The sequence below is a fragment of the Streptomyces hainanensis genome, assembly GCF_004348415.1.
GTDB classification, from domain to species: Bacteria; Actinomycetota; Actinomycetes; order Streptomycetales; family Streptomycetaceae; genus Streptomyces; species Streptomyces hainanensis.
In genome coordinates this window covers 1-18,559 of sequence record NZ_SMKI01000100.1, presented here as the reverse complement: position 1 = coordinate 18,559, position 18,559 = coordinate 1, and the positions used below count along the sequence as shown (strand labels likewise).

General features: G+C 71.7%; 12 protein-coding genes. 8 read left to right on the top strand and 4 right to left on the bottom strand.

Translation table 11 applies throughout. From position 1 onward, the window contains the following. The first annotated feature begins 81 nt into the window (after positions 1–81). Both E1283_RS11955 and E1283_RS11950 read left to right on the top strand, forming a co-directional pair. Complete coding sequence (locus E1283_RS11955; RefSeq protein ID WP_132817955.1) at positions 82–4,524, top strand: non-ribosomal peptide synthetase; 4,443 nt, start codon at positions 82–84, stop codon at positions 4,522–4,524. A 15-nt stretch (positions 4,525–4,539) separates the two neighbouring features. Continuing rightward, positions 4,540–4,749 carry an MbtH family protein gene (locus tag E1283_RS11950; protein WP_132817954.1) on the top strand — a complete coding sequence of 70 codons (210 nt, stop codon included), beginning with the start codon at positions 4,540–4,542 and terminating at the stop codon, positions 4,747–4,749. A 43-nt stretch (positions 4,750–4,792) separates the two neighbouring features. On the opposite strand, the gene E1283_RS11945 is transcribed toward E1283_RS11950, so the two are convergent. Then, a complete protein-coding gene (locus tag E1283_RS11945) occupies positions 4,793–5,605 on the bottom strand; it encodes an acetoacetate decarboxylase family protein (protein ID WP_132817953.1) in 813 nt (270 codons plus the stop codon). Here E1283_RS11945 and E1283_RS11940 point away from each other — a divergent pair. From E1283_RS11940 to E1283_RS11920, 5 genes are all read left to right on the top strand, one after another. Continuing rightward, on the top strand, positions 5,535–6,818 hold the full coding sequence (locus tag E1283_RS11940; RefSeq protein WP_132817952.1) for an aminotransferase class I/II-fold pyridoxal phosphate-dependent enzyme: 1,284 nt from the start codon (positions 5,535–5,537) through the stop codon (positions 6,816–6,818). The genes E1283_RS11945 and E1283_RS11940 overlap by 71 nt on opposite strands. Before the next feature lie 34 nt (positions 6,819–6,852). Then, entirely contained in the window at positions 6,853–7,599 is a 747-nt protein-coding gene (locus E1283_RS11935) for a GNAT family N-acetyltransferase (protein WP_132817951.1), read from the top strand. A gap of 79 nt (positions 7,600–7,678) precedes the next feature. Continuing rightward, positions 7,679–8,782: a 4-hydroxyphenylpyruvate dioxygenase gene (gene hppD / locus E1283_RS11930; RefSeq protein WP_132817950.1), complete on the top strand. Its 1,104-nt coding sequence runs from the start codon at positions 7,679–7,681 to the stop codon at positions 8,780–8,782. After that, a complete protein-coding gene (locus E1283_RS11925) occupies positions 8,779–11,226 on the top strand; it encodes an aminotransferase class I/II-fold pyridoxal phosphate-dependent enzyme (RefSeq protein ID WP_243744782.1) in 2,448 nt (815 codons plus the stop codon). Before hppD ends, E1283_RS11925 begins: the two co-directional genes overlap by 4 nt. 57 nt (positions 11,227–11,283) lie before the next feature. Continuing rightward, a complete protein-coding gene (locus tag E1283_RS11920; protein ID WP_132817949.1) occupies positions 11,284–12,360 on the top strand; it encodes a methyltransferase in 1,077 nt (358 codons plus the stop codon). Between the two features lie 83 nt (positions 12,361–12,443). Here the strand turns inward: E1283_RS11920 and E1283_RS11915 are convergent, their stop codons facing one another. From E1283_RS11915 to E1283_RS11905, 3 genes are all read right to left on the bottom strand, one after another. Further along, positions 12,444–13,724, bottom strand: coding sequence for a cation:proton antiporter domain-containing protein (locus tag E1283_RS11915; RefSeq protein WP_132817948.1), 1,281 nt, complete (start codon positions 13,722–13,724; stop codon positions 12,444–12,446). Between the two features lie 446 nt (positions 13,725–14,170). Further along, the gene (locus E1283_RS11910; RefSeq protein WP_132817947.1) at positions 14,171–15,088 is read right to left on the bottom strand and encodes a cation diffusion facilitator family transporter; all 918 of its coding nucleotides are present in this window, start codon (positions 15,086–15,088) and stop codon (positions 14,171–14,173) included. Further along, positions 15,088–15,498, bottom strand: coding sequence for an ArsR/SmtB family transcription factor (locus E1283_RS11905; protein ID WP_132817946.1), 411 nt, complete (start codon positions 15,496–15,498; stop codon positions 15,088–15,090). The genes E1283_RS11910 and E1283_RS11905 overlap by 1 nt, the downstream gene beginning before the upstream one ends. Before the next feature lie 783 nt (positions 15,499–16,281). On the opposite strand from E1283_RS11905, the gene E1283_RS11900 reads away from it, so the two are divergent. Then, positions 16,282–18,559 (top strand): AMP-binding protein (locus E1283_RS11900; protein WP_165956095.1); only part of this gene is annotated, 2,278 nt, incomplete at its 3' end.

The window sequence follows — 18,559 nt, the reverse complement described above, 5'->3', positions numbered from 1 at the left end:
GAGGAGAGCGGTGATGTCGCGGCGGCTCGCGCGCGGTTGGACGACCGGGCGGGGGGTGTGGATCCGGAGGAGTTGCATGCGTTGGGCGAGCGGCTTGGCTACCGGGTCGGGGTGACGTTCACGCCGGGGACGACCACCGGCACCCTCGACGCCCTCTACACCGAACCGGGCACCGAGCCCCGAGGCGTCTTCCAGCCCTCCGCCGAGATCCGGGAGCGGGCCGGGACATACGCCAACGACCCCTCGTTCGCCCACGCCGTCCCCGACCTGGTGCGGGCCTGCCGGTCGTGGTGTGGTGAGCGGTTGCCCGAGTACATGGTGCCGGCGGCTTTCGTGGTGCTCGATCGGCTGCCGTTGACGGTGAACGGGAAGCTGGACCGTAGGGCGTTGCCCGCGCCGGACTTCGGTGCGCGGACCTCCTCGCGTGGTCCGCTGACGGCTCGTGAGCGGCTGTTGTGTGGTTTGTTCGCCGAGGTGTTGGGTCTGCCCGAGGTGGGGGTGGAGGACAATTTCTTCCACCTGGGCGGCCATTCGCTGCTCGCCACCCGTCTGGTCAGCCGGATCCGCTCCACACTCGCCGTGGAACTGCCGATCGGGGCGGTCTTCGACGCGCCGTCCGTCGCCGGGCTCGCCGCCCGCATCGAGGAGGCGGGGCACGCGCGACCCGCGCTCGAGCCGGTCGCACGCCCCGAGCGGATGCCGCTGTCCCACGCCCAGCGGCGCATGTGGTTCCTGCACCGCATGGAGGGCCCGTCGGCGACCTACGCCATGCCGTTGGCGCTCCGCCTGACCGGACCGCTGGACACCGACGCGCTCTCCCGGGCGCTGCGGGACGTGGTCGCCCGACACGAGTCACTGCGGACGGTCTTCGGGGACGCCGAAGGAGAGCCCTACCAGCGGATCCTCGGTCCCGACGAGGCGAGGGTGCACCTGGCACGGCGAGGGGCCGACGAGGACGGCCTGGGCACACTCGTCGCCGAGGCGGCGCGGCAGCCCTTCGACCTGTCGACCGACGCCCCGTTCAGGGCCTGGCTGTTCGAACTCGGCCGGGACGAGGCCGTCCTCGTGGTCGTGCTGCACCACATCGCGGGCGACGGATGGTCCATGGGGCCCCTGGCCCGGGACCTGATGGCCGCCTACGAGGCGCGGCGCGCGGGCCGGGCGCCGGACCGGGAGCCGCTGCCCGTCCAGTACGCCGACTACACCCTCTGGCAGCGGACGCTCCTCGGCGACCGCGAAGACCCCGGCAGCCGCTACTCCCGCCAACTGGCCTACTGGAAGGCGCGGCTTGACGGGCTGCCCCAGGCGGTCGAGCTCCCCGGTGCGCGGCCCCGCCCCCCGGTGGCCTCGCACCGCGGCGGCGGCACCCGCTTCGCGTGGGACGCGGCACTGCACGCCGGGATCGCCACGGTGGCCCAGGAAGCGGGCGCGACCGTGTCGATGGTGCTGCAGGCGAGCCTGGCGGCGGTGCTGACGCGGCTCGGGGCGGGGACCGACGTGCCGATCGGGTCGCCGATCGCGGGACGGACGGACGAGGCCCTGGAAGGCCTGGTGGGCGTCTTCGTGAACACGTGGGTGCTTCGGGCCGACACATCGGGAGACCCCAGCTTCGCCGAGCTGCTCGCCCGGGTGCGCGAGGCCGGCCTCGCCGCGTACGAGCACCAGGACATCCCCTTCGAGCACCTGGTGGAGGCGCTCAACCCATCCCGATCCCTCGCGCACCACCCGCTGTTCCAGATCATGCTCGCCCTCCAGAACAACCCGCTGCCGCACTTCGAGCTCGCGGGCCTCCGGATCAGCCCCGAACCCCTCGTCGGGGAGACCGCGCGGTTCGACCTGTCCTTCTCACTGAGCGAGAGCCGCGACCGGGACGGAGAGCCGGCCGGGATCGTCGGGATGGTCGAGTACGCCACCGACCTCTTCGCACCCGCCGACGTCGACGCCCTGGTGAGCCGCTGGCAGAGCCTCCTGCGGCAGCTGCTCGCTCAGCCGCACGCACCGATCGGCCGGGCGGAGATCCTCGCCCCCGGGGAGCGCGCCAGGTTGTTGGCATGGGGGGAGACCCCCGGCGACGAGGTGGCGCCGACCACGTCGTTGTCGTCGGCCTTCGCCCGGCAGGTGGGGCGGACCCCGGAGGCCACGGCACTCGTCGGCGCGGACGGCGCCTGGACGTACCGGGAGCTGGACGCCTGGGCGAACCGGATCGCGCGACGGCTGCGCCGGCACGGGGTGCGCCCCGAACACCGGGTGGCGCTGCTGACGGAACGCTCCCCCCTGCTCGTCGCGGCGATCCTGGGCGTCGCCAGGGCCGGCGCGGCATACGTGCCCCTCGATCCCCAACTACCCCGGGAGCGCGTCGAGTTCATCCTCGCCGACGCGGCACCGACCGTCGTGGTCGACGGCCCGTGGGTCGAGGCGGCCGCCGAGGAGTCCTTCGCCGAGCCGCCGGTCGACGTGCGTGCCGACAACGCCGCGTACGTGATGTACACCTCCGGTTCCACCGGGCGGCCCAAGGGGGTCGAGGTGACCCAGGGCAATGTCGTGGACCTCGCCACCGACGGCTGCTGGGGGCCGGCGCACCGGCGGGTGCTCCTGCACGCCCCGCACACGTTCGACGCCTCGACGTACGAGCTGTGGGTGCCGCTGCTCAACGGCGGGACGGTCGTGGTGGCCGACCCGGGCAGGCTCGGTCCCGCCGAACTCGCCCGCGCCATCGTGGACCAGCGCATCACGGGGGTCCAGGTGACGGCCGGGCTGTTCGCGGCGATGGCTGAGGAGGACGCCGACTGCTTCGCCGGCGTCGAGGAGGTGTGGGTCGGCGGCGACGTCGTCTCCCCACCGGCGGTCGAGCGCGTGATGCGGACCTGCCCCGACCTCACCGTCGTTCACGCCTACGGCCCGACGGAGACCACCACGTTCGCCGCCCGCCACACGTTGCGAGGCGTCGACTCCCGCCTGTCGCCGTTGCCGATCGGCGGGCCGACAGCGGGCGGCCGGGCGTTCGTGCTCGACCCGGCCCTGCGGCTGGTGCCGCCAGGCGCGCCGGGGGAGCTCTATCTCACCGGCGGCGGGCTGTCCCGCGGGTATGCCGACCGTCCCGGGATGACGGCGGAGCGGTTCGTGGCCTGCCCGTTCGGGCGTCCTGGCGAGCGCATGTACCGGACGGGCGACCTGGCGCGGTGGAACGACCGGGGGGAGCTCGAATTCCTGGGGCGGGCGGACGACCAGGTCAAGCTGCGTGGCTTCCGCGTCGAGCCCGGCGAGATCGAGGCGGCGCTCACCGCGGAGGCGGAGATCGCGCGGGCCGCCGTCGTCCTGCGCGAGGACCGGCCGGGCGACCGGCGACTCGTCGCCTATGCCGTGCCCCGGGCGGCGGTCGGGGGACCGGAGTTGGCGCGGACCATGCGTGACCGGCTGGCGAAGCGGCTGCCGGACTACCTGCTGCCCTCGGCGGTGGTGATGCTGGACGCGCTGCCGATCACGGCCAACGGGAAGCTGGACCGGGCCGCCCTGCCGGCCCCGGACTACGCGGCCGGGCGGGCCGAGGGCCGCGCGCCGCGCGGACTGCGGGAGGAGGTGATGTGCGGCCTGTTCGCCGAAGTGCTCGGCCTCGACACGGTCGGCGTCGACGACGGCTTCTTCGACCTCGGCGGCCACTCCTTCCTCGCCACCCGTCTGATCGGCCGCATCCGCACCACCCTCGGCGCCGAGGTGCCCCTGGCCACGCTCTTCCACGCGCCCACTCCGGCCGCACTCGTCGAGGCCCTCGACGCGCACGGCGGGGTGGTCGGCACGTTCGAGCCGGTGCTGCCGATCCGCGCGGGCTCGGGCCCCGCCCTCTTCTGCGTTCACCCCGCCGCCGGCATCAGCTGGGGCTACGGCCGGCTGCTGGCCCATCTGCGACGTGACGTGCCGATCCACGGCCTCCAGGCGCGCGGACTCTCCGAGGGGGTGGGCGCGATGCCGGGCAGCGTCCCGGAGATGGCGGCGGAGTACGTCGAGCGGATGACGGCGATCCAGTCGACCGGCCCCTACCACGTCATGGGCTGGTCCATGGGCGGCGTGGTCGCCCAGGAGATCGCCGTCCAACTGCGCGAGCGCGGGCACGAGGTGGGACTCGTGGTCCTGCTCGACGCCATCCCCGACCGGCAGGACACGGCTGACGAGCCGCTCGACAGGGCGGAGACCGGCGAGTTCCTGCGTGACGAACACGCCGTGGACGCCGCCGGGCTCGGGATCGACGAGAAGGGATTCTCACGCGTGGTCGACGTCTACGCGGCCCATTCCCGATTGATGACCGAATTCGAGCCGCGACGCTTCGACGGGAACGTGGTCGCCTTCACCGCGACGCTTTCCTCGGAGGGCAGGACCTCAAAGGAGCGGTGGAGCCGCTTTGTCGGAGGGGAGGTCGAGGAACACGCCGTCCCGTGCACGCATGGCGAGATGCTGGAACCCGAATCCGTCGCCGCCATCTGCCGCGTGTTGAATCCGAAGTTCGCCGGACATGACGAGAAGCAGCGCTGATCGAGGAGTCGAACGATGCCCAATCCTTTTGAGGACGAGGACGCCGGTTTCCGGGTTCTGGTCAATGACGAGGGCCAGCACTCGCTGTGGCCCGCCTTCGCCGACGTACCCGCGGGGTGGCGGACCGTGTTCGGTGAGGACACCCGGCAGGCGTGCCTCGACTACGTCGAACGTGAGTGGAAGGACATGCGGCCCCGGAGTCTGATCGAGGCGATGGGGGAGTGAGCGGCGTGTGCCGCCCCGCCGAGGGGCGGCACACGGGCATCGCTCAGGCCAGCGACTCCCCGCCCACCAGGGTCTCGGCGTACGAGAAGTAGTACCCGGGGCCCGTCTCCCGGGGGACGAGCCTCGCGAGATCCGGATCGAGGTCGTGCATGGCGTCGGCGTGGAACCGCAGCCGCGCCGACCCCGACCAGACGGGCGAGAAGGCGACGCCCTCGACGCGCGAGGTCACCAGTTCCGCAGGTGAGGCGGCATCCCCCGCCGTCCACGGTGGCGACACGCGGCTGTGGACCAGGGGCAGGCGGCTGAGTGCCGGCGGTTCGTCCACGAGCTCGCGCAGGGTCACGGCGGCGTCCACGAGACGCCGGTCGTCGACCGCGAGCGATGCCGCGAAGCGGCCGCCGGGACGGGTGCCCGCGCCAGCGACCCCGATGGGGATCTGCCGTGTCATCCGGATCGCGCCGAACTGCTTGGGCATGCCCTGTATCCAGCCGCGGGCCAGGGAGACGGCGGAGTCGACCCACGCGTACGGGCAACGGGCCATGGCGCGTTCGCCGTAGCGGCAGCCCAGCAGGACGAGGAACTCGGAGAACTGGCACCTGACCGGGTCGCCGAGCTCGCCCCCGTCGGCGGAACACCACTGCCACTCCGAGAAGACCGCGGCCGCCGCACCGGCGTCCACGTCGGGCGAAAGACGCTCCGGGAGGAATCCGACGGCCGCCGCCGGGTCGACGCGGTAATCGATCCACAGCATATTCCCGGAGAAGTGCCATGGCGGTTCCGAGACCATGGAGGATTTCCCGGAGGGCGACAGAGGAAGTGAGTATCCGATGGGCTCGGACCGAGAAAGCGAAGTCATGGAAGAAGGCTATCTTCGAGGGCCGTTGAAGGAAACGGATCGGCCCTGGCGGCTTTCCGGCATCGTTCAGCAGGTGAGTCCCGACGGCAGGTGTGATCTGGGCCCCGGATATCTGGCGTCGAATCTCGTTCCCGTGACGGACGTGGCACGGGCCTATCAGGTCGCGCTCGCTCGCTACGGCGCCGCCGCGCTGTCCTACGGCCACAACCAGGGCCCGCTGCCGCTGCGTGCGGCCGTCGCCGCCCGGATCGCGCTCGCCGAGGGCGTGGACTGCGACGCCCGGCACGTCCTCGTCACCGCCGGCACGTCCCAGATGCTCGACGTGCTGGCCGGCGTGCTCGGCGCTCCGGGCGACACCGTCCTCGTCGAGGCCCTCCACTACGACCTGGGCGTCCGGATCCTGCGCGACCGGGGGCTGACCGTGCGGGCCGTGGAGATGGACGAGTCGGGGATGGACCCCGGCGCGCTGGACCTGGCCGTCCGCGACGAGCGCGCGGCCGGGAGGAGGGTGGCGCTGGCCTATCTCGTGCCCACCTTCCACAACCCGACCGGTCGCCTGATGCCGGCGGAACGCCGGCGGTCGCTGCTCGACGTCGCGGCGCGGCACGGGCTCGTGGTGGTCGAGGACGACGCCTACGGGGAGTTGGGCCTGGACGATGGCCCGCGATGTCCGTCCCTCGCGACGATGTCGGCGTTCCGGGGCGTCATCCGGCTCGGGACCTTCTCGAAGTCGCTCGCCCCCGGGCTGCGGCTCGGATGGTTGGCCGCGGACCCCGGCACGACCGCGAGGCTCGCCGGCCTCGGTCTCTTCGACAGCGGTGGGTGTCCCAACCAGGTGGCGGCGCTCGCCGTGGCCGGCCTGCTGGAGGACGGCGGTTACGACCGTCATCTCGCCCGGCTGAGACCGTGGTTGGCCCGGCGCCGCGACGCCCTCCTGGACGCGCTGCGCGGCTGCCGGCCGGCCGGGTTCCACGTCGCTCCACCGCGGGGCGGACTGTTCCTCTGGGTGCGGCTGCCCCCCGGATACGGCGAGCAGGCCGCCACGGCGGACGCGGCCCGGGTCGGGGTGTCGGTCACACCCGGCTCCCGCTTCGGAGCGGACGGCGACGCCGTACGCCTGGCGTACGGACAGTACGACCCGGAGCGGTTGAGCGCCGCGGGCGCCGCCCTCACGGACGCCTGGAACTCCGCCACCAAGTGTTTCCGGCGGTGAACACCGCGGGATTTCCAGGGGTTAGCCTCGCGGCATGGATGTCGAGATCTCAACGCTGGCCGAGCGCCCGGAGTTGCTCGTGAGTGTGTGGGAGCTGGATCCGGGCTGGCCCGCTTTCATGTACCACGGCCCGGTGGCCGATGCGCACTACGGTCATTTCCTTGACACTTTCCTGGATTTCTCCCTGGTGGCGACGTCGGGTTCACGCGTGGTCGCCCGCGGATACACCGTTCCCTTCACCCTGGACTTTCCCGGCAGAAAAGAGCTTCCACCCGACGGTTGGGACCGCATGCTCATCTGGGCGTTCACCGACCACCGCTGTGGGCGGAAGCCGGACACCGTGGGCGCGGTGGAGATCGTCGTGGCCCCCGACCAGCGCGACAAGGGCCTGTCCTCGACCATGCTCGCGGCCATGAAGGACAACGCGCGGCGGCACGGCTTCACCCGCATGGTGGCTCCCGTGCGCCCCACCGCCAAGCACGAGGAACCCGAAACCCCCATGGGCGAATACACGGAGCGGACCCGAGCCGACGGACTGCCCAGCGACCCCTGGCTACGGGCCCACGTCCGAATCGGCGGCAGGATCACCGGGGTCGCGCCGGCGTCCACCGTGATTTCGGGCTCGCTGGGGCAGTGGCGGGAGTGGACGGGGCTGCCCTTCGAAACCGAGGGACCGGTCGTCGTCCCCGGTGCCCTGGCCCCCGTGTGGTGTTCCCCGCGGCAGGACTCCGCCGTCTATGTCGAACCGAACGTATGGGTCGAGTATTCGCTGTCGCATTGAGAGCGGGGAGGCGTTTCCGCACCACGGGAGTGACGACGGAGGGGGCCCTCTTATGCGTTCACCGAGAATCGGAGATGACATGACAGCACCGCAGCGGACGCGGGAAACCATCGACCACATAGGGATATGCGTCGCCGACCTCGAGGCCGAAGTCCGCTCCTGGGTGGACGGGTACGGCTTCACCGTCGTGGGCGTGGCCGGCTCGCCGAGCCAGGGCTTCCGGGGGGTGGCCGTACGGCAGGGGGCGATCACGCTGGCGCTGACCCAGGGAACCTCCCCGAACCACCCGGCGGCCCGATACGTCGAGGTGCACGGCGACGGGGTCGCCGACATCGCGCTCCGGGTCGCCGACGTCCCCGCCGCCCTCGCCGACGCCAGGGACGGAGGCGCCGTCCTGATCCGGGGCGTCGTCGAGCACGACGACGGGACGGGCGTCGAGGCCACGGCGGTGGTGAAGGCGTTCGGCGAAGTCGTGCACACGCTCGTGCGGCGCGCCTCCGACGAAGGGCCCGCGCTTCCCCCCGGGTTCACCCCGGCCGGGCAGGAAGACCCGGTGGCTCCGAGCGGGGCGGGCGTGCCGGGGCTCCTGGAACTCGATCACGTCGCGGTGTGCCTCGAGGCGGGCTCGCTCGATTCGACCGTCGCGTACTACGTGCACGCGCTCGGTTTCCGGGACATCTTCGCCGAGCGCATCGTCGTCGGTTCTCAGGCGATGAACTCCAAGGTCGTGCAGAGTGCCGGCGGCAGCGTGACCCTGACGCTCCTCGAACCCGACCGGAAGGCGGACCCCGGGCAGATCGACGCCTTCCTCGACCGGCACCAGGGTGCCGGCGTCCAACACCTCGCCTACTCCACGAACGACGCCGTCCGCACCGTGCGCGCGCTGGCCTCGCGCGGGGTGGGTTTCCTCGAGGCCCCCGCCGCCTACTACGAGCTTCTCGGGCAGCGGATCGACCTCAAAGGCCACTCGCTCCAGGAGCTGCGGGCGGCCAACCTCCTCGCGGACGAGGACCACGCCGGTCAGCTGTTCCAGGTCTTCACCCGCTCGACCCATGCGCGCCGCACCCTCTTCTTCGAGGTCATCGAGCGCAACGGCGCCAAGACCTTCGGGTCGTCCAACATCAAGGCGCTCTACGAGGCGGTGGAGCTGGAACGGGCCCAACGAGCGGGAGAGGACTGGTGATCGAGCGGGACGCGAAGGCCCCCGCCTCCCTCGCCGAGCCCCTGTCACTGGCCGACTACGCCGACCTGGCACGGGCCGCGCTCGGCCCGGCCGCATGGGACTTCATCGCCGGTGGCGCGGGGGAGGAGCGCACCCTGACCGCCAACACCGCCGCGTTCGAACGCCTGCGGCTGCGGCCCCGCGTGCTGGCCGGACTGGCCGAGGCGGAGACGGCCACCGAGGTCCTCGGCGGCCGGTGGACGGCCCCCCTCGGGGTGGCCCCCATGGCGTACCACACCCTGGCGCACCACGAAGGGGAGCTGGCCACGGTGCGCGCGGCCGGGGCGGCCGGCCTGCCCGTCGTGGTGAGCACCTTCGCGGGGCGCCCGTTCGAGGAGTTGGCGGCCGCCGCGCAGGCCCCCCTGTGGCTTCAGGTGTACTGCTTCAGAGACCGGGAGGTGACGCGGCGGCTCATCGAACGAGCCGAGCGCGCCGGCTTCGCGGCGCTGGTGCTCACCGTGGACGCGCCGCGCCTGGGCAGGCGGCCGCGGGACCAGCGCAACGGCTTCCGCCTCCCGCCCCACGTGGTGCCCGCGAACCTGCCCGCCGTCGCCCCGGGCCACTACGCCGCTCCGGCGGAGCACGGACGAGCGGCGCTGGACCCGGCGCTCGACTGGTCGGTCCTGCCGTGGCTGCGCTCGGTCAGCCGGCTGCCGCTGCTGCTGAAGGGCGTGCTGACGGCCGAGGACGCCGCCCGCGCCGTAGCGTCCGGTGTCGACGGCCTCGTGGTCTCCAACCACGGGGGCCGCCAACTGGACGGCGCGCCCGCGACACTCGACGCACTGCGAGAGGTCACCGCCGGGGCGGCCGGCCGGTGCCCGATCCTGCTCGACGGCGGCGTGCGCCGCGGCGCCGACATCCTGGCGGCCCTGTCGCTGGGCGCCGACGCCGTGCTGGTCGGCCGCCCCGTTCTCCACGGCCTGGCCGCGGACGGACAACGGGGCGTGGCCGGGGTGTTGGGCATCCTGGTCGACGAGCTGCGCGAGGCCATGCACCTCACCGGAACGCCGCACCCGGCGGCGGCCGGGCCCTGGCTGGTCGCGCCCGGCACCACCCCGCCCCCACCGGCACCCGCATCGATCCCGGGCGACGACGCCCCGTTGCGGAGGACCGACCTCCACGCCTCGCTGTCGGACCCGGTGCTGGACGCGATGACCTTCCTCAACGAGATCGCCGACCGCTATCCCGAGGCGATCTCGTTCGCTCCCGGCCGCCCGCACGAGGCGTTCTACGACACCGAGCGACTCTTCGGCCACCTGCGCCGCTACGTCGACGACCTCACGGCCGACGGCGCCTCGCCCGCGGACGTCGCCCGTGCGCTGCACCAGTACGGCCCGACCGCCGGCATGCCACGCCTCCGACAACTGATCGCCGCCGCCCTCGAGGTGGACGAGGGCATCGAGGTACCCCCCGAGGCCGTGGTGGTCACGGTCGGCGCCCAGGAAGCCATGCTGCTGGTGCTGCGCGCCCTGTTCGCCGACCCCCGGGACGTGCTGCTGACCTTCAGCCCCTGCTACGTGGGGATCACCGGCGTGGCCCGGCTGCTGAACATCCCCCTGACCACGCTCGCCGAGGGCGACGAAGGCCCCGACCGCGCCGCCCTCGACGCCGCGGTGCGCGACGAGCACGCCCGAGGGCGCCGGCCGCGGGCGCTGTACGTGGTCCCGGACCACTCCAACCCCACGGGCGCCACCCTGTCCCTGCCCGCCCGCCGGGAGCTGCTGGCCTTCGCCGAACGACACGGCCTGTTCCTCCTGGAGGACAGCCCCTACCGACTGGTCGGAGACCGGCCCCGGCCCCCCACCCTCAAGTACCTGGACCGGGCCCACCGCGTGGTGCACCTGGGCTCGTTCGCCAAGACCCTGTTCCCAGGAGCCCGCGTCGGCTATGTCGTCGCCGATCAGCGGGTGACGGGGGCCGACGGTGCCACGACCCTGCTCGCCGACGAACTCACCAGGATCAAGAGCATGGTCACGGTGAACACGCCGTCACTCGGCCAGGCCGCCGTCGCCGGCGCGCTGCTTGCCTCCCCCGACGGCGGCGTCGCACGACTCGCCGCCCCGTCCGCCGCACACTACGCCAAGGCCCTGCGGCTGACCCTGGAGCAGTTGGCCAGGCACTTCCCGGCACGCGCCCGCTCCCGACTGGGGGTCGGCTGGAACGCCCCCGACGGTGGCTTCTTCCTCACGGTGCGCGTGGCGTTCCCCACCGGGAACGCGGCCCTCGTCCGCTCCGCCGAGCACCACGGCGTGCTGTGGACACCGATGTCCTCCTTCCACCCCGACGGCGGCGGCGAGCACGCCATGAGGCTGTCCGTCAGCGGCCTGCCACACGAGCGGATCGAGGAGGGCGTCGCCCGCCTCGCCGGCTTCATCGAGGCCGAGACCCTCGACCCACGCGACTGAGCCGCCCTCCACCGACGAACCCGCCGTTACCAACGGCCTGAACGGAGCATCCACGCAATGGCTGACCACACGAACCAGACGCAGCTCGCCGAGACCGAGCCGACCCCGCTCGACATGCCGTCACTGGCGCGCGTCCTCTTCGGGCACGCCGCCTTCCAGTACCTGCACGCGGCCTGCGAACTCGGTCTCGTCCGGATGCTCGCCGAGCACGGCGAGCTGGACAAGCACGAGATAGCCAAGCGCCTCGGCCTACAGGAACGCGCCAACGACATCCTGCTGCTCGGCTGCACCTCGCTGGGGCTGCTGGTCCGCGCGGACGGCGGCTACCGCCTCGCCGACCTGCTGACCACCCTCATCGGGTCCGGCGAGTGGGACCGTATCGAGGCCACCGTGGCCTTCGAGGGCCACATCGTCTACGAGGGCCAGACCGACTTCACCGAGTCGCTGCGCACCAACAGCAACGCCGGCCTGCGCCGGATCCGGGGCAGCGGCCACAACCTCTACCAGCGGCTCAGCGAGAACCCGAGCCTGGAACAGGTCTTCTACACGTACATGAAGTCCTGGTCGGAGCTGGCCAACGGGCATCTCGTCGAGCACGTGACGCCGCTGGGCTCCGGCCGGCTGCTCGACTGCGGCGGCGGGAACGCGGTCAACGCGATCGCTCTGGCCGGGGCCGACCCCGACCTGCGCGTCACCGTGATCGAGATCCCGCAGAGCAAGGAGATCGCCGAGCGGGAGATCAGGGAGGCCGGTCTCGCGGACCGGATCTCCGTCATCGGCGGCGACATGTACAGCGAGGAGTTCCCCGAGGGCTACGACACCATCCTCTTCGCCCATCAACTGGTGATCTGGACCCTGGAGGAGAACACCGAACTGCTGCGCAAGGCGTACCGGGCCCTGCCGTCCGGCGGCCGGGTCGTCGTCTTCAACTCCATGTCCAACGACGAGGGGGACGGGCCGGTGGTGGCCGCCCTGGACAGTGTCTACTTCGCGGCGCTGCCGGAGGAGGGCGGCATGATCTACTCCTGGCGGCAGCACGAGGAGTGCCTCGGGGCCGCCGGGTTCACCGACGTCCGGCGCATCCCGTGCCACGGCTGGACGCCGCACGGCATCATCGTCGCCAGCAAGCCGTGATCACGGGGCGGCCGCCGGGGCCGCGCCGCTGAGAGACGCGCCCGAGGAGGTCTCCCGCCTCCTCGGGCGCGTCTCGGCTCTTCTCAGACGGCGGATCCCGTCGCCCTCTCGGGCACGTCGGTGGCCTTGCCGGCACGGTGGGCGTCGGTCAGGTCGTTTCCGGTCGGCCGGCCCAGGAGCGAGGTGAGCAGCGGACCTGCCATCGCGGTCGTCACCACGGCCATCACGACCATGAGCGAGTAGAGTTCCCGGCCGAGGAAACCCAGTTGCAGGCCCACGTTCAGGACGATGAGCTCGGTCAGGCCACGGGTGTTCATCAACGTCGCCAGAGCGGCGGACTGCCTGGCCGGCATCCGGTTCAGTCGGGCGGCGACGAACGCGCCGACGAACTTGCCCCCCACCGCGACCAGCAGGATCAGCACCAGGTCACCGAGGCCACTCGCGTCGAGTCCCGACAGGTCGACCTGGAGGCCCGCGATGAGGAAGAACACCGGCAGGAGCAGCGTGCCGCTCAACGGGGCGAGCCGGTCGTGCACTTCACGGCGGAGCCGCTCGGTGCCGGGGCGGGGGAGAACGACGCCGAAGAGGAACGCGCCGAAGATGTAGTGCAGGCCGAGCCACTCGGTGGCGGCGGCGGACAGCAGCAGGCCGGTGAGGACGCAGGCGAAGACGTTGGGGGTGAGCCGGAGCGAGGGGCGACGGTCCACCATCCGGCGCAGCGCCGGGCGCAGCACCGTCAGCATGCCCAGCAGATAGGGAACGGCGAGCAGGATCCGCCATTCGTCCGTGCCGGCCGAACCACTGATGGCGACCACGGCGGCGAGCAGTGACCAGGCGAGGATGTCGTCGATCGAGGCGCAGGCCAGCGCCACGGCGCCCAGCGGCGTACGGCTCATGCCCCGGTCGGTGAGGATCCGGGCCAGCACCGGGAACGCCGTGATCGACATGGCGATGCCGATGAAGAGGATGAACGCCGTTCTGTCGCCGGTGCCGTGCCGGTCCATCAGGTACAGACCCAGCAGCGCGCCCAGTCCGAAGGGCAGCAGGACGGAGCTGATCGACACGGTGAGGGCTATGTTCCCGCTGCCTCTGATCAGGGCGGCGTCCCACTCCAGGCCGACGATGAACATGAAGACGGCGACCCCGACCGCGGCCAGGGCACCGAGCAGGGGCCGGGTGTCGTCCGGGAAGAGGGTGTCGGAGATCGCCCCCTGGAAGAGGGTCGGCCCCAGCGCGATACCCGCGAGGACCTCACCGATCACGGCGGGCTGGCCGAGGCGTTGGGCCAGGGCGCCGAGCAGCCGTGCCAGGACCACCACGATGGCGAGGCCGATGAGAAGTGAGACGGTCTGATGCGTGGTCATGTGAGCGGTCTCCGTTCGTTACGGGTCCGGCCCGCGGTGACGCCGAGGGGGCCCGTGACGGGATCGGTGGACCGCATGGGGCACTGGTGGTGAGGAGATCGCCCACCGAACCGGTGCCCGGCCTGCTTTCCGGCAGGCCGAAACCGGTCAGGAGTGAGTGCGCCCCGCGTTGGCTGTCGGCATCCCCCGTTGAAACGGCGTTGGCGTGGTCGTGGAGGGGTGGGCCGATCACCCCTCGAAAGACATCGTCGGCACCTCGTCAGTTTCATCGAAGACGGACGATGTCGCCGTTCATATGTGATGTCATCGGCAAACTTAGGACGCTTCCGCCCGGGCCGTCAAGGACGGGGAACGCGAGCGGGGCCGGAGACGCACGGGAGGTGCGTCTCCGGCCCCGCGGTGGTACGGCGTGGCGCGTAGCGGCGAGCTGACTCCCGCTCAGCCGCTCACCAGCTGAGCTCGTGGCAGCCGTCGTGGTCGGCCGGTTCCACCTGGAGCGTGGCGTGGGCGACGCCGTGGCGGCGGCGAAGCACGTCGCGGGCCTGGTCGAGGACGGAGTGGGTGTCGACGGAGTGGGCGGCGACGAGGTGGGCGGTGGCCACGGGCATGCCGGAGGTCAGGGTCCACAGGTGGAGATCGTGGACGTCCGCGACCCCGTTGATGGCGGCCAGGTCGTCGGCCACGGCGTTCACGTTCATCCCCTCGGGGGCGTGCTGGCCGAGCACGGCGAGGACCTCGCGGCCGAGCATGACGGCACGCACGACGACGAAGGCGCCGATGGCCACGGCGATGACGGTGTCCCAGGTGGTCTGGCCGGTGGCCGCGACCAGCCAGCCGGCGATGATGACGCCGACCGACCCGGCGGTGTCGGCGACGACCTCCAGGTAGGCGCCCTTGACGTTGAGGCTGTCCGAGGCACCTGCTCGGAGAAGGAGCAGGGCGGCGATGTTGGCCGCCAGGCCGAGGGCGCCCACGATCAACATCGGCCCGGTCTCGACCTCGGCGTCGGAACCGATGCGCCCGACGGCCGCGATCACGATGTAGGCCGCGACGCCGAGCATGAGGAGGACGGCGAGGCCGGAGGCGAAGATCTCGGCGCGGTAGGACCCGTAGGTTCGGCGGCCGGTGGTGTCGGGGCGGGTCGCGATGCGGGTGGCGATCAGCGCGGCGGCCAGGGTCACGACGTCGGCCGCCATGTGTCCGGCGTCGGACAGCAGGGCCAGGGAACCGGAGATGAGGGCGTAGACGAGCTCGATGACGAAGAAGGTGCTGATGAGCACGAAGGAGACTGCCAGGCGCCAGCGGTGACGGCCGGAGGCGGAGGTGGTTCCGTGGCTGTGTCCGTGCCCGTGGTTGTGTCCCATCAGTGGTCTCCGGTGCGTTCGGGGTGGATGGCGTCGGTGTGCTCGGTGTGGGCGACGGCGAGGTCGAGGAGCATGCGCACGTGCGCGTCCGCCAGCCGGTAGTAGGCCATCCGGCCGGCACGGCGGGCGGTGACCACGCGGTGGGCGCGCAGCAGCCGCAGGGCGTGTGAAGTGGCCGACTCGCTCAGCCCGGTGACGGCGGCCAGGTCGCACACGCACAGTTCGCCGTCCAGCAGGGCGACCAGGATCCGCAGCCGGCCCGGGTCGGACATCAGGCCGAAGACGTCCGCGGTGTCCGCCAGTTCCTCATCGGGGGGCATCCGGGTGCGCACTTCGAGAACCCGGTCCTCGTCCACGATGCGGGCGGCGCACCCGTCCGCCGACACCGGCCCATCTGAACAGCTCTTCATGCGTGCATGGTGTGGGAGGTGGTGACGGGTTGTCAAAGGCTGCAGTGGTGACCGTTGTCAACCTCATTAACACGCCCCTGACCTGCGGCGATGCGAACGTGGACGAGGTGGCGCCCCTGGTGGGCGTTCTCCTGGGGCCCGTGCCGACTACTGCGGCTGTCGTGATCCTTGACGACGCCAGTGGAAGCGTCCTAAGTTTGCCGATGACAACATGGGCCAATGATTACATCGTCGCTTCCCGATGAGACCGACGGGGTGGCGGCGATGTCGCGCGAGGGGTGACCACCCGCTCGTCGAGGACCACGTCGACGCCGTTTCACGGGGGTGCCGACCATCGAGGCTTGGCGCACTCCTGAGCCGGCGTCTCGCCTGCCTGGATCGCGGGTCGTCCACCGGCCTGCCTGGTGCTCTGGCCGTACGGAGGCATTCCGCAATTTAAGGGGGAATTGTGGACTTTGGCTTATGTGTCGAGCCGCGGTGGCGGTACGACCTGATCCTGCCCGCGGCTCGCGACCGGACGGCATCCGCCGGTCATCCCCGCCCACCGCTCCCCGGTGCGGGCGAGGTTCGACGGCTTCCGTGACGGACCGTCGCCGACGCGGCCGGTCCCGTTGACCGGAGGCTCAGCCCCCCAGCGGCGACGACAGTGACAACTCCCTGACCCGGTCACCAGGCGGACGCGCGAGGGACCCACATCGCCACGCCCCGCGGTGGGCACTTTCCGTGCCGCGGTGACCACACTCCGAAGTCCTGTCTCCCATGACCCTCTCCGAGGTGGTAACGATGGCTTTCTCCGACGGACCCGTGCGGGCCGAGACCCTGGTCGATCTCCTTCGCGCCCGCGCGGCGCACCAGCCCGAGCAACTGGCCTATGTGTTTCTGGCGAGCGACGGCAGCGAGGAGACCCGCTGGACCTACTCCCAACTCGACCGCCGGGCAAGGGAGATCGCAGCGGCCATACGCACGACGGCCAAGCCGAGAGACCGGGCGCTGATCCTGCAACCGCCCGGGCTCGAGTACGTCGCGGCCTTCTTCGGCTGCCTGTACGCCGACCTCATCGCCGTCCCCGCCTACCCGCCCCGGGCGACTCGCCGACTGGGACGGCTGCAGGCCATCATCGACGACGCCCAACCGAGCGTCGCCCTCGCCAACGACGCCATCGTCAGGACCGCGGCCCGTCACTTCGGCGCGACCGCCGAACAGCGGGGCATGCGCTGGCTGAGCACCGACTCCGTCGGCGCGGGCGACGGGCACTGGGACCAGCCGGACACCGCCGGCAGCGACATCGCCTTCCTCCAGTACACCTCCGGAACCACCGCCACACCCAAGGGCGTGATGGTCAGCCATGCCAACCTCCTGCACAACTCGCTGGTCATGTACCGCCGGCTCGAGCACACGCCCGACTCCCGCATGGTCAGCTGGCTCCCTCCGTACCACGACATGGGGCTGATCGGCGGCATCCTGCAACCGCTGTACGGCGGCTTCCCCGGCATCCTCATGGCGCCGGCGACCTTCGCCCAGGACCCGTACCAGTGGCTGCGCGCCATCTCCGTCTACGGGGGCACCACGTCGTTCGCCCCGAACTTCGCCTACGACCTCTGCGTGGAGCGGATCACCCCCGAGCAGCGCCGCACGCTCGACCTCAGCGGCTGGCACGTCGCCACCAACGGTGCCGAGCCCGTTCGCCCCAGCACCCTGCGTTCCTTCGCCAGCGCCTTCGCGGACTGCGGATTCGACCCCGACAGCCTGGGCCCGGGCTACGGCTTGGCGGAGGTCACCCTGGCGGTCTCCGGATGCGAACGCTCGGCCGTGGAAGCCGTCTTCTCCGCCCAGGGCCTGGAGCGCGGCGACGTCATCCCTCTGAGCGGAGCCTCGGAGGACGCCCGAACCCTGGTCAGCTGCGGCCACAGCTTCGATCCCGAACAGCGGATCATCATCGTCGAGCCCGACGCCCACACCCTCTGCCCCACCGGCCGCATCGGCGAGATCTGGGTGTCCGGAGCCAGCGTGGCCCAGGGCTACTGGCAGCGACCCGAGCAGACCGAGCACACCTTCAACGCCCGCCTCACGGACGGCAGCGGCCCCTACCTGCGCACCGGAGACCTCGGGTTCTGGCACGACGGCCGCCTCTACATCGCCGGCCGCAGCAAGGACCTCATCATCGTCCGCGGCCGCAACCTCTATCCCCAGGACCTCGAACTGTGCGTCGAGCGCAGCCACCCGTCCCTGCGCCCCAACGGCTCCGCCGCCGTCGCCCTGGACGCCGACGGGCAGGAGCGGCTGCTGATCGTGGCGGAACTGACCCGGGAGAAGGAGGCCCCCGACTTCGACGCGGTGACCACCGCCGTCACCCGCGCCGTCGCGGCCGAGTTCGAGGTCGCCGTGCACACCCTGGTCCTCATCCGCAGCGGCACGATCCCCAAGACCTCCAGCGGGAAGATCCAACGACACGCCTGCCTGCGCGGCTACCTCGACGGCGATCTCCACGTGCTCGCACAGTGGGGTGGTGCCGACGAGCCCGACACCGGTGTCGGCGCCCCGGCCGACTCCGCACCCGCCGCCCTCGGCCGCCCGGAGCAGGCCGCTCAGAACTACCTTCGGGCAACCATCGCCCGCCAGTTGAAGACCTCCACCGACACGGTGCGCTCCGACGACCGGCTCCTCGACATCGGCCTGGACTCCCTCGCGGTCTTCGGCCTTCTCGCCCAGGTGACGCGCGAACTCGGGGCGAAGTTCCCCGCGACCGTCCTGATGGACAACCCCAGCATCGCCGAGCTCGCCCACGACATCGTGCGCCAGCGAGGCGACGCCCTGCCCATGGGGCCCGACGGTCTGCTGCGGTCCGCCGACACCGCCGAGTCCGCCGAGTCCGCACTGCCGGTCGTGGTGGACGCCGCGGGGGAACGGTTCCAGGCGTTCCCGGTGACCGACCAGCAGCAGGCTTATTTGTTGGGTCGGTCGGATGCGTTCGAGTTGGGGAATGTGTCGACGCATGCGTATCTGGAGTTCGAGGGGGTGGGGTTGGATCTTGAGCGGTATGTGTTGGCGTGGCGGCGGGTGA

What these genes read in the sequence shown, in the direction of transcription:
- E1283_RS11920 (WP_132817949.1), top strand. Translation starts at nt 11,284, where the DNA reads ATGGCTGACCACACGAACCAGACGCAGCTCGCCGAGACCGAGCCGACC.
- E1283_RS11905 (WP_132817946.1), bottom strand. Translation starts at nt 15,498, where the DNA reads ATGAAGAGCTGTTCAGATGGGCCGGTGTCGGCGGACGGGTGCGCCGCC.
- E1283_RS11945 (WP_132817953.1), bottom strand. Translation starts at nt 5,605, where the DNA reads ATGACTTCGCTTTCTCGGTCCGAGCCCATCGGATACTCACTTCCTCTG.
- hppD (WP_132817950.1), top strand. Translation starts at nt 7,679, where the DNA reads ATGACAGCACCGCAGCGGACGCGGGAAACCATCGACCACATAGGGATA.
- E1283_RS11935 (WP_132817951.1), top strand. Translation starts at nt 6,853, where the DNA reads ATGGATGTCGAGATCTCAACGCTGGCCGAGCGCCCGGAGTTGCTCGTG.
- E1283_RS11910 (WP_132817947.1), bottom strand. Translation starts at nt 15,088, where the DNA reads ATGGGACACAACCACGGGCACGGACACAGCCACGGAACCACCTCCGCC.
- E1283_RS11915 (WP_132817948.1), bottom strand. Translation starts at nt 13,724, where the DNA reads ATGACCACGCATCAGACCGTCTCACTTCTCATCGGCCTCGCCATCGTG.
- E1283_RS11950 (WP_132817954.1), top strand. Translation starts at nt 4,540, where the DNA reads ATGCCCAATCCTTTTGAGGACGAGGACGCCGGTTTCCGGGTTCTGGTC.
- E1283_RS11940 (WP_132817952.1), top strand. Translation starts at nt 5,535, where the DNA reads ATGGAGGATTTCCCGGAGGGCGACAGAGGAAGTGAGTATCCGATGGGC.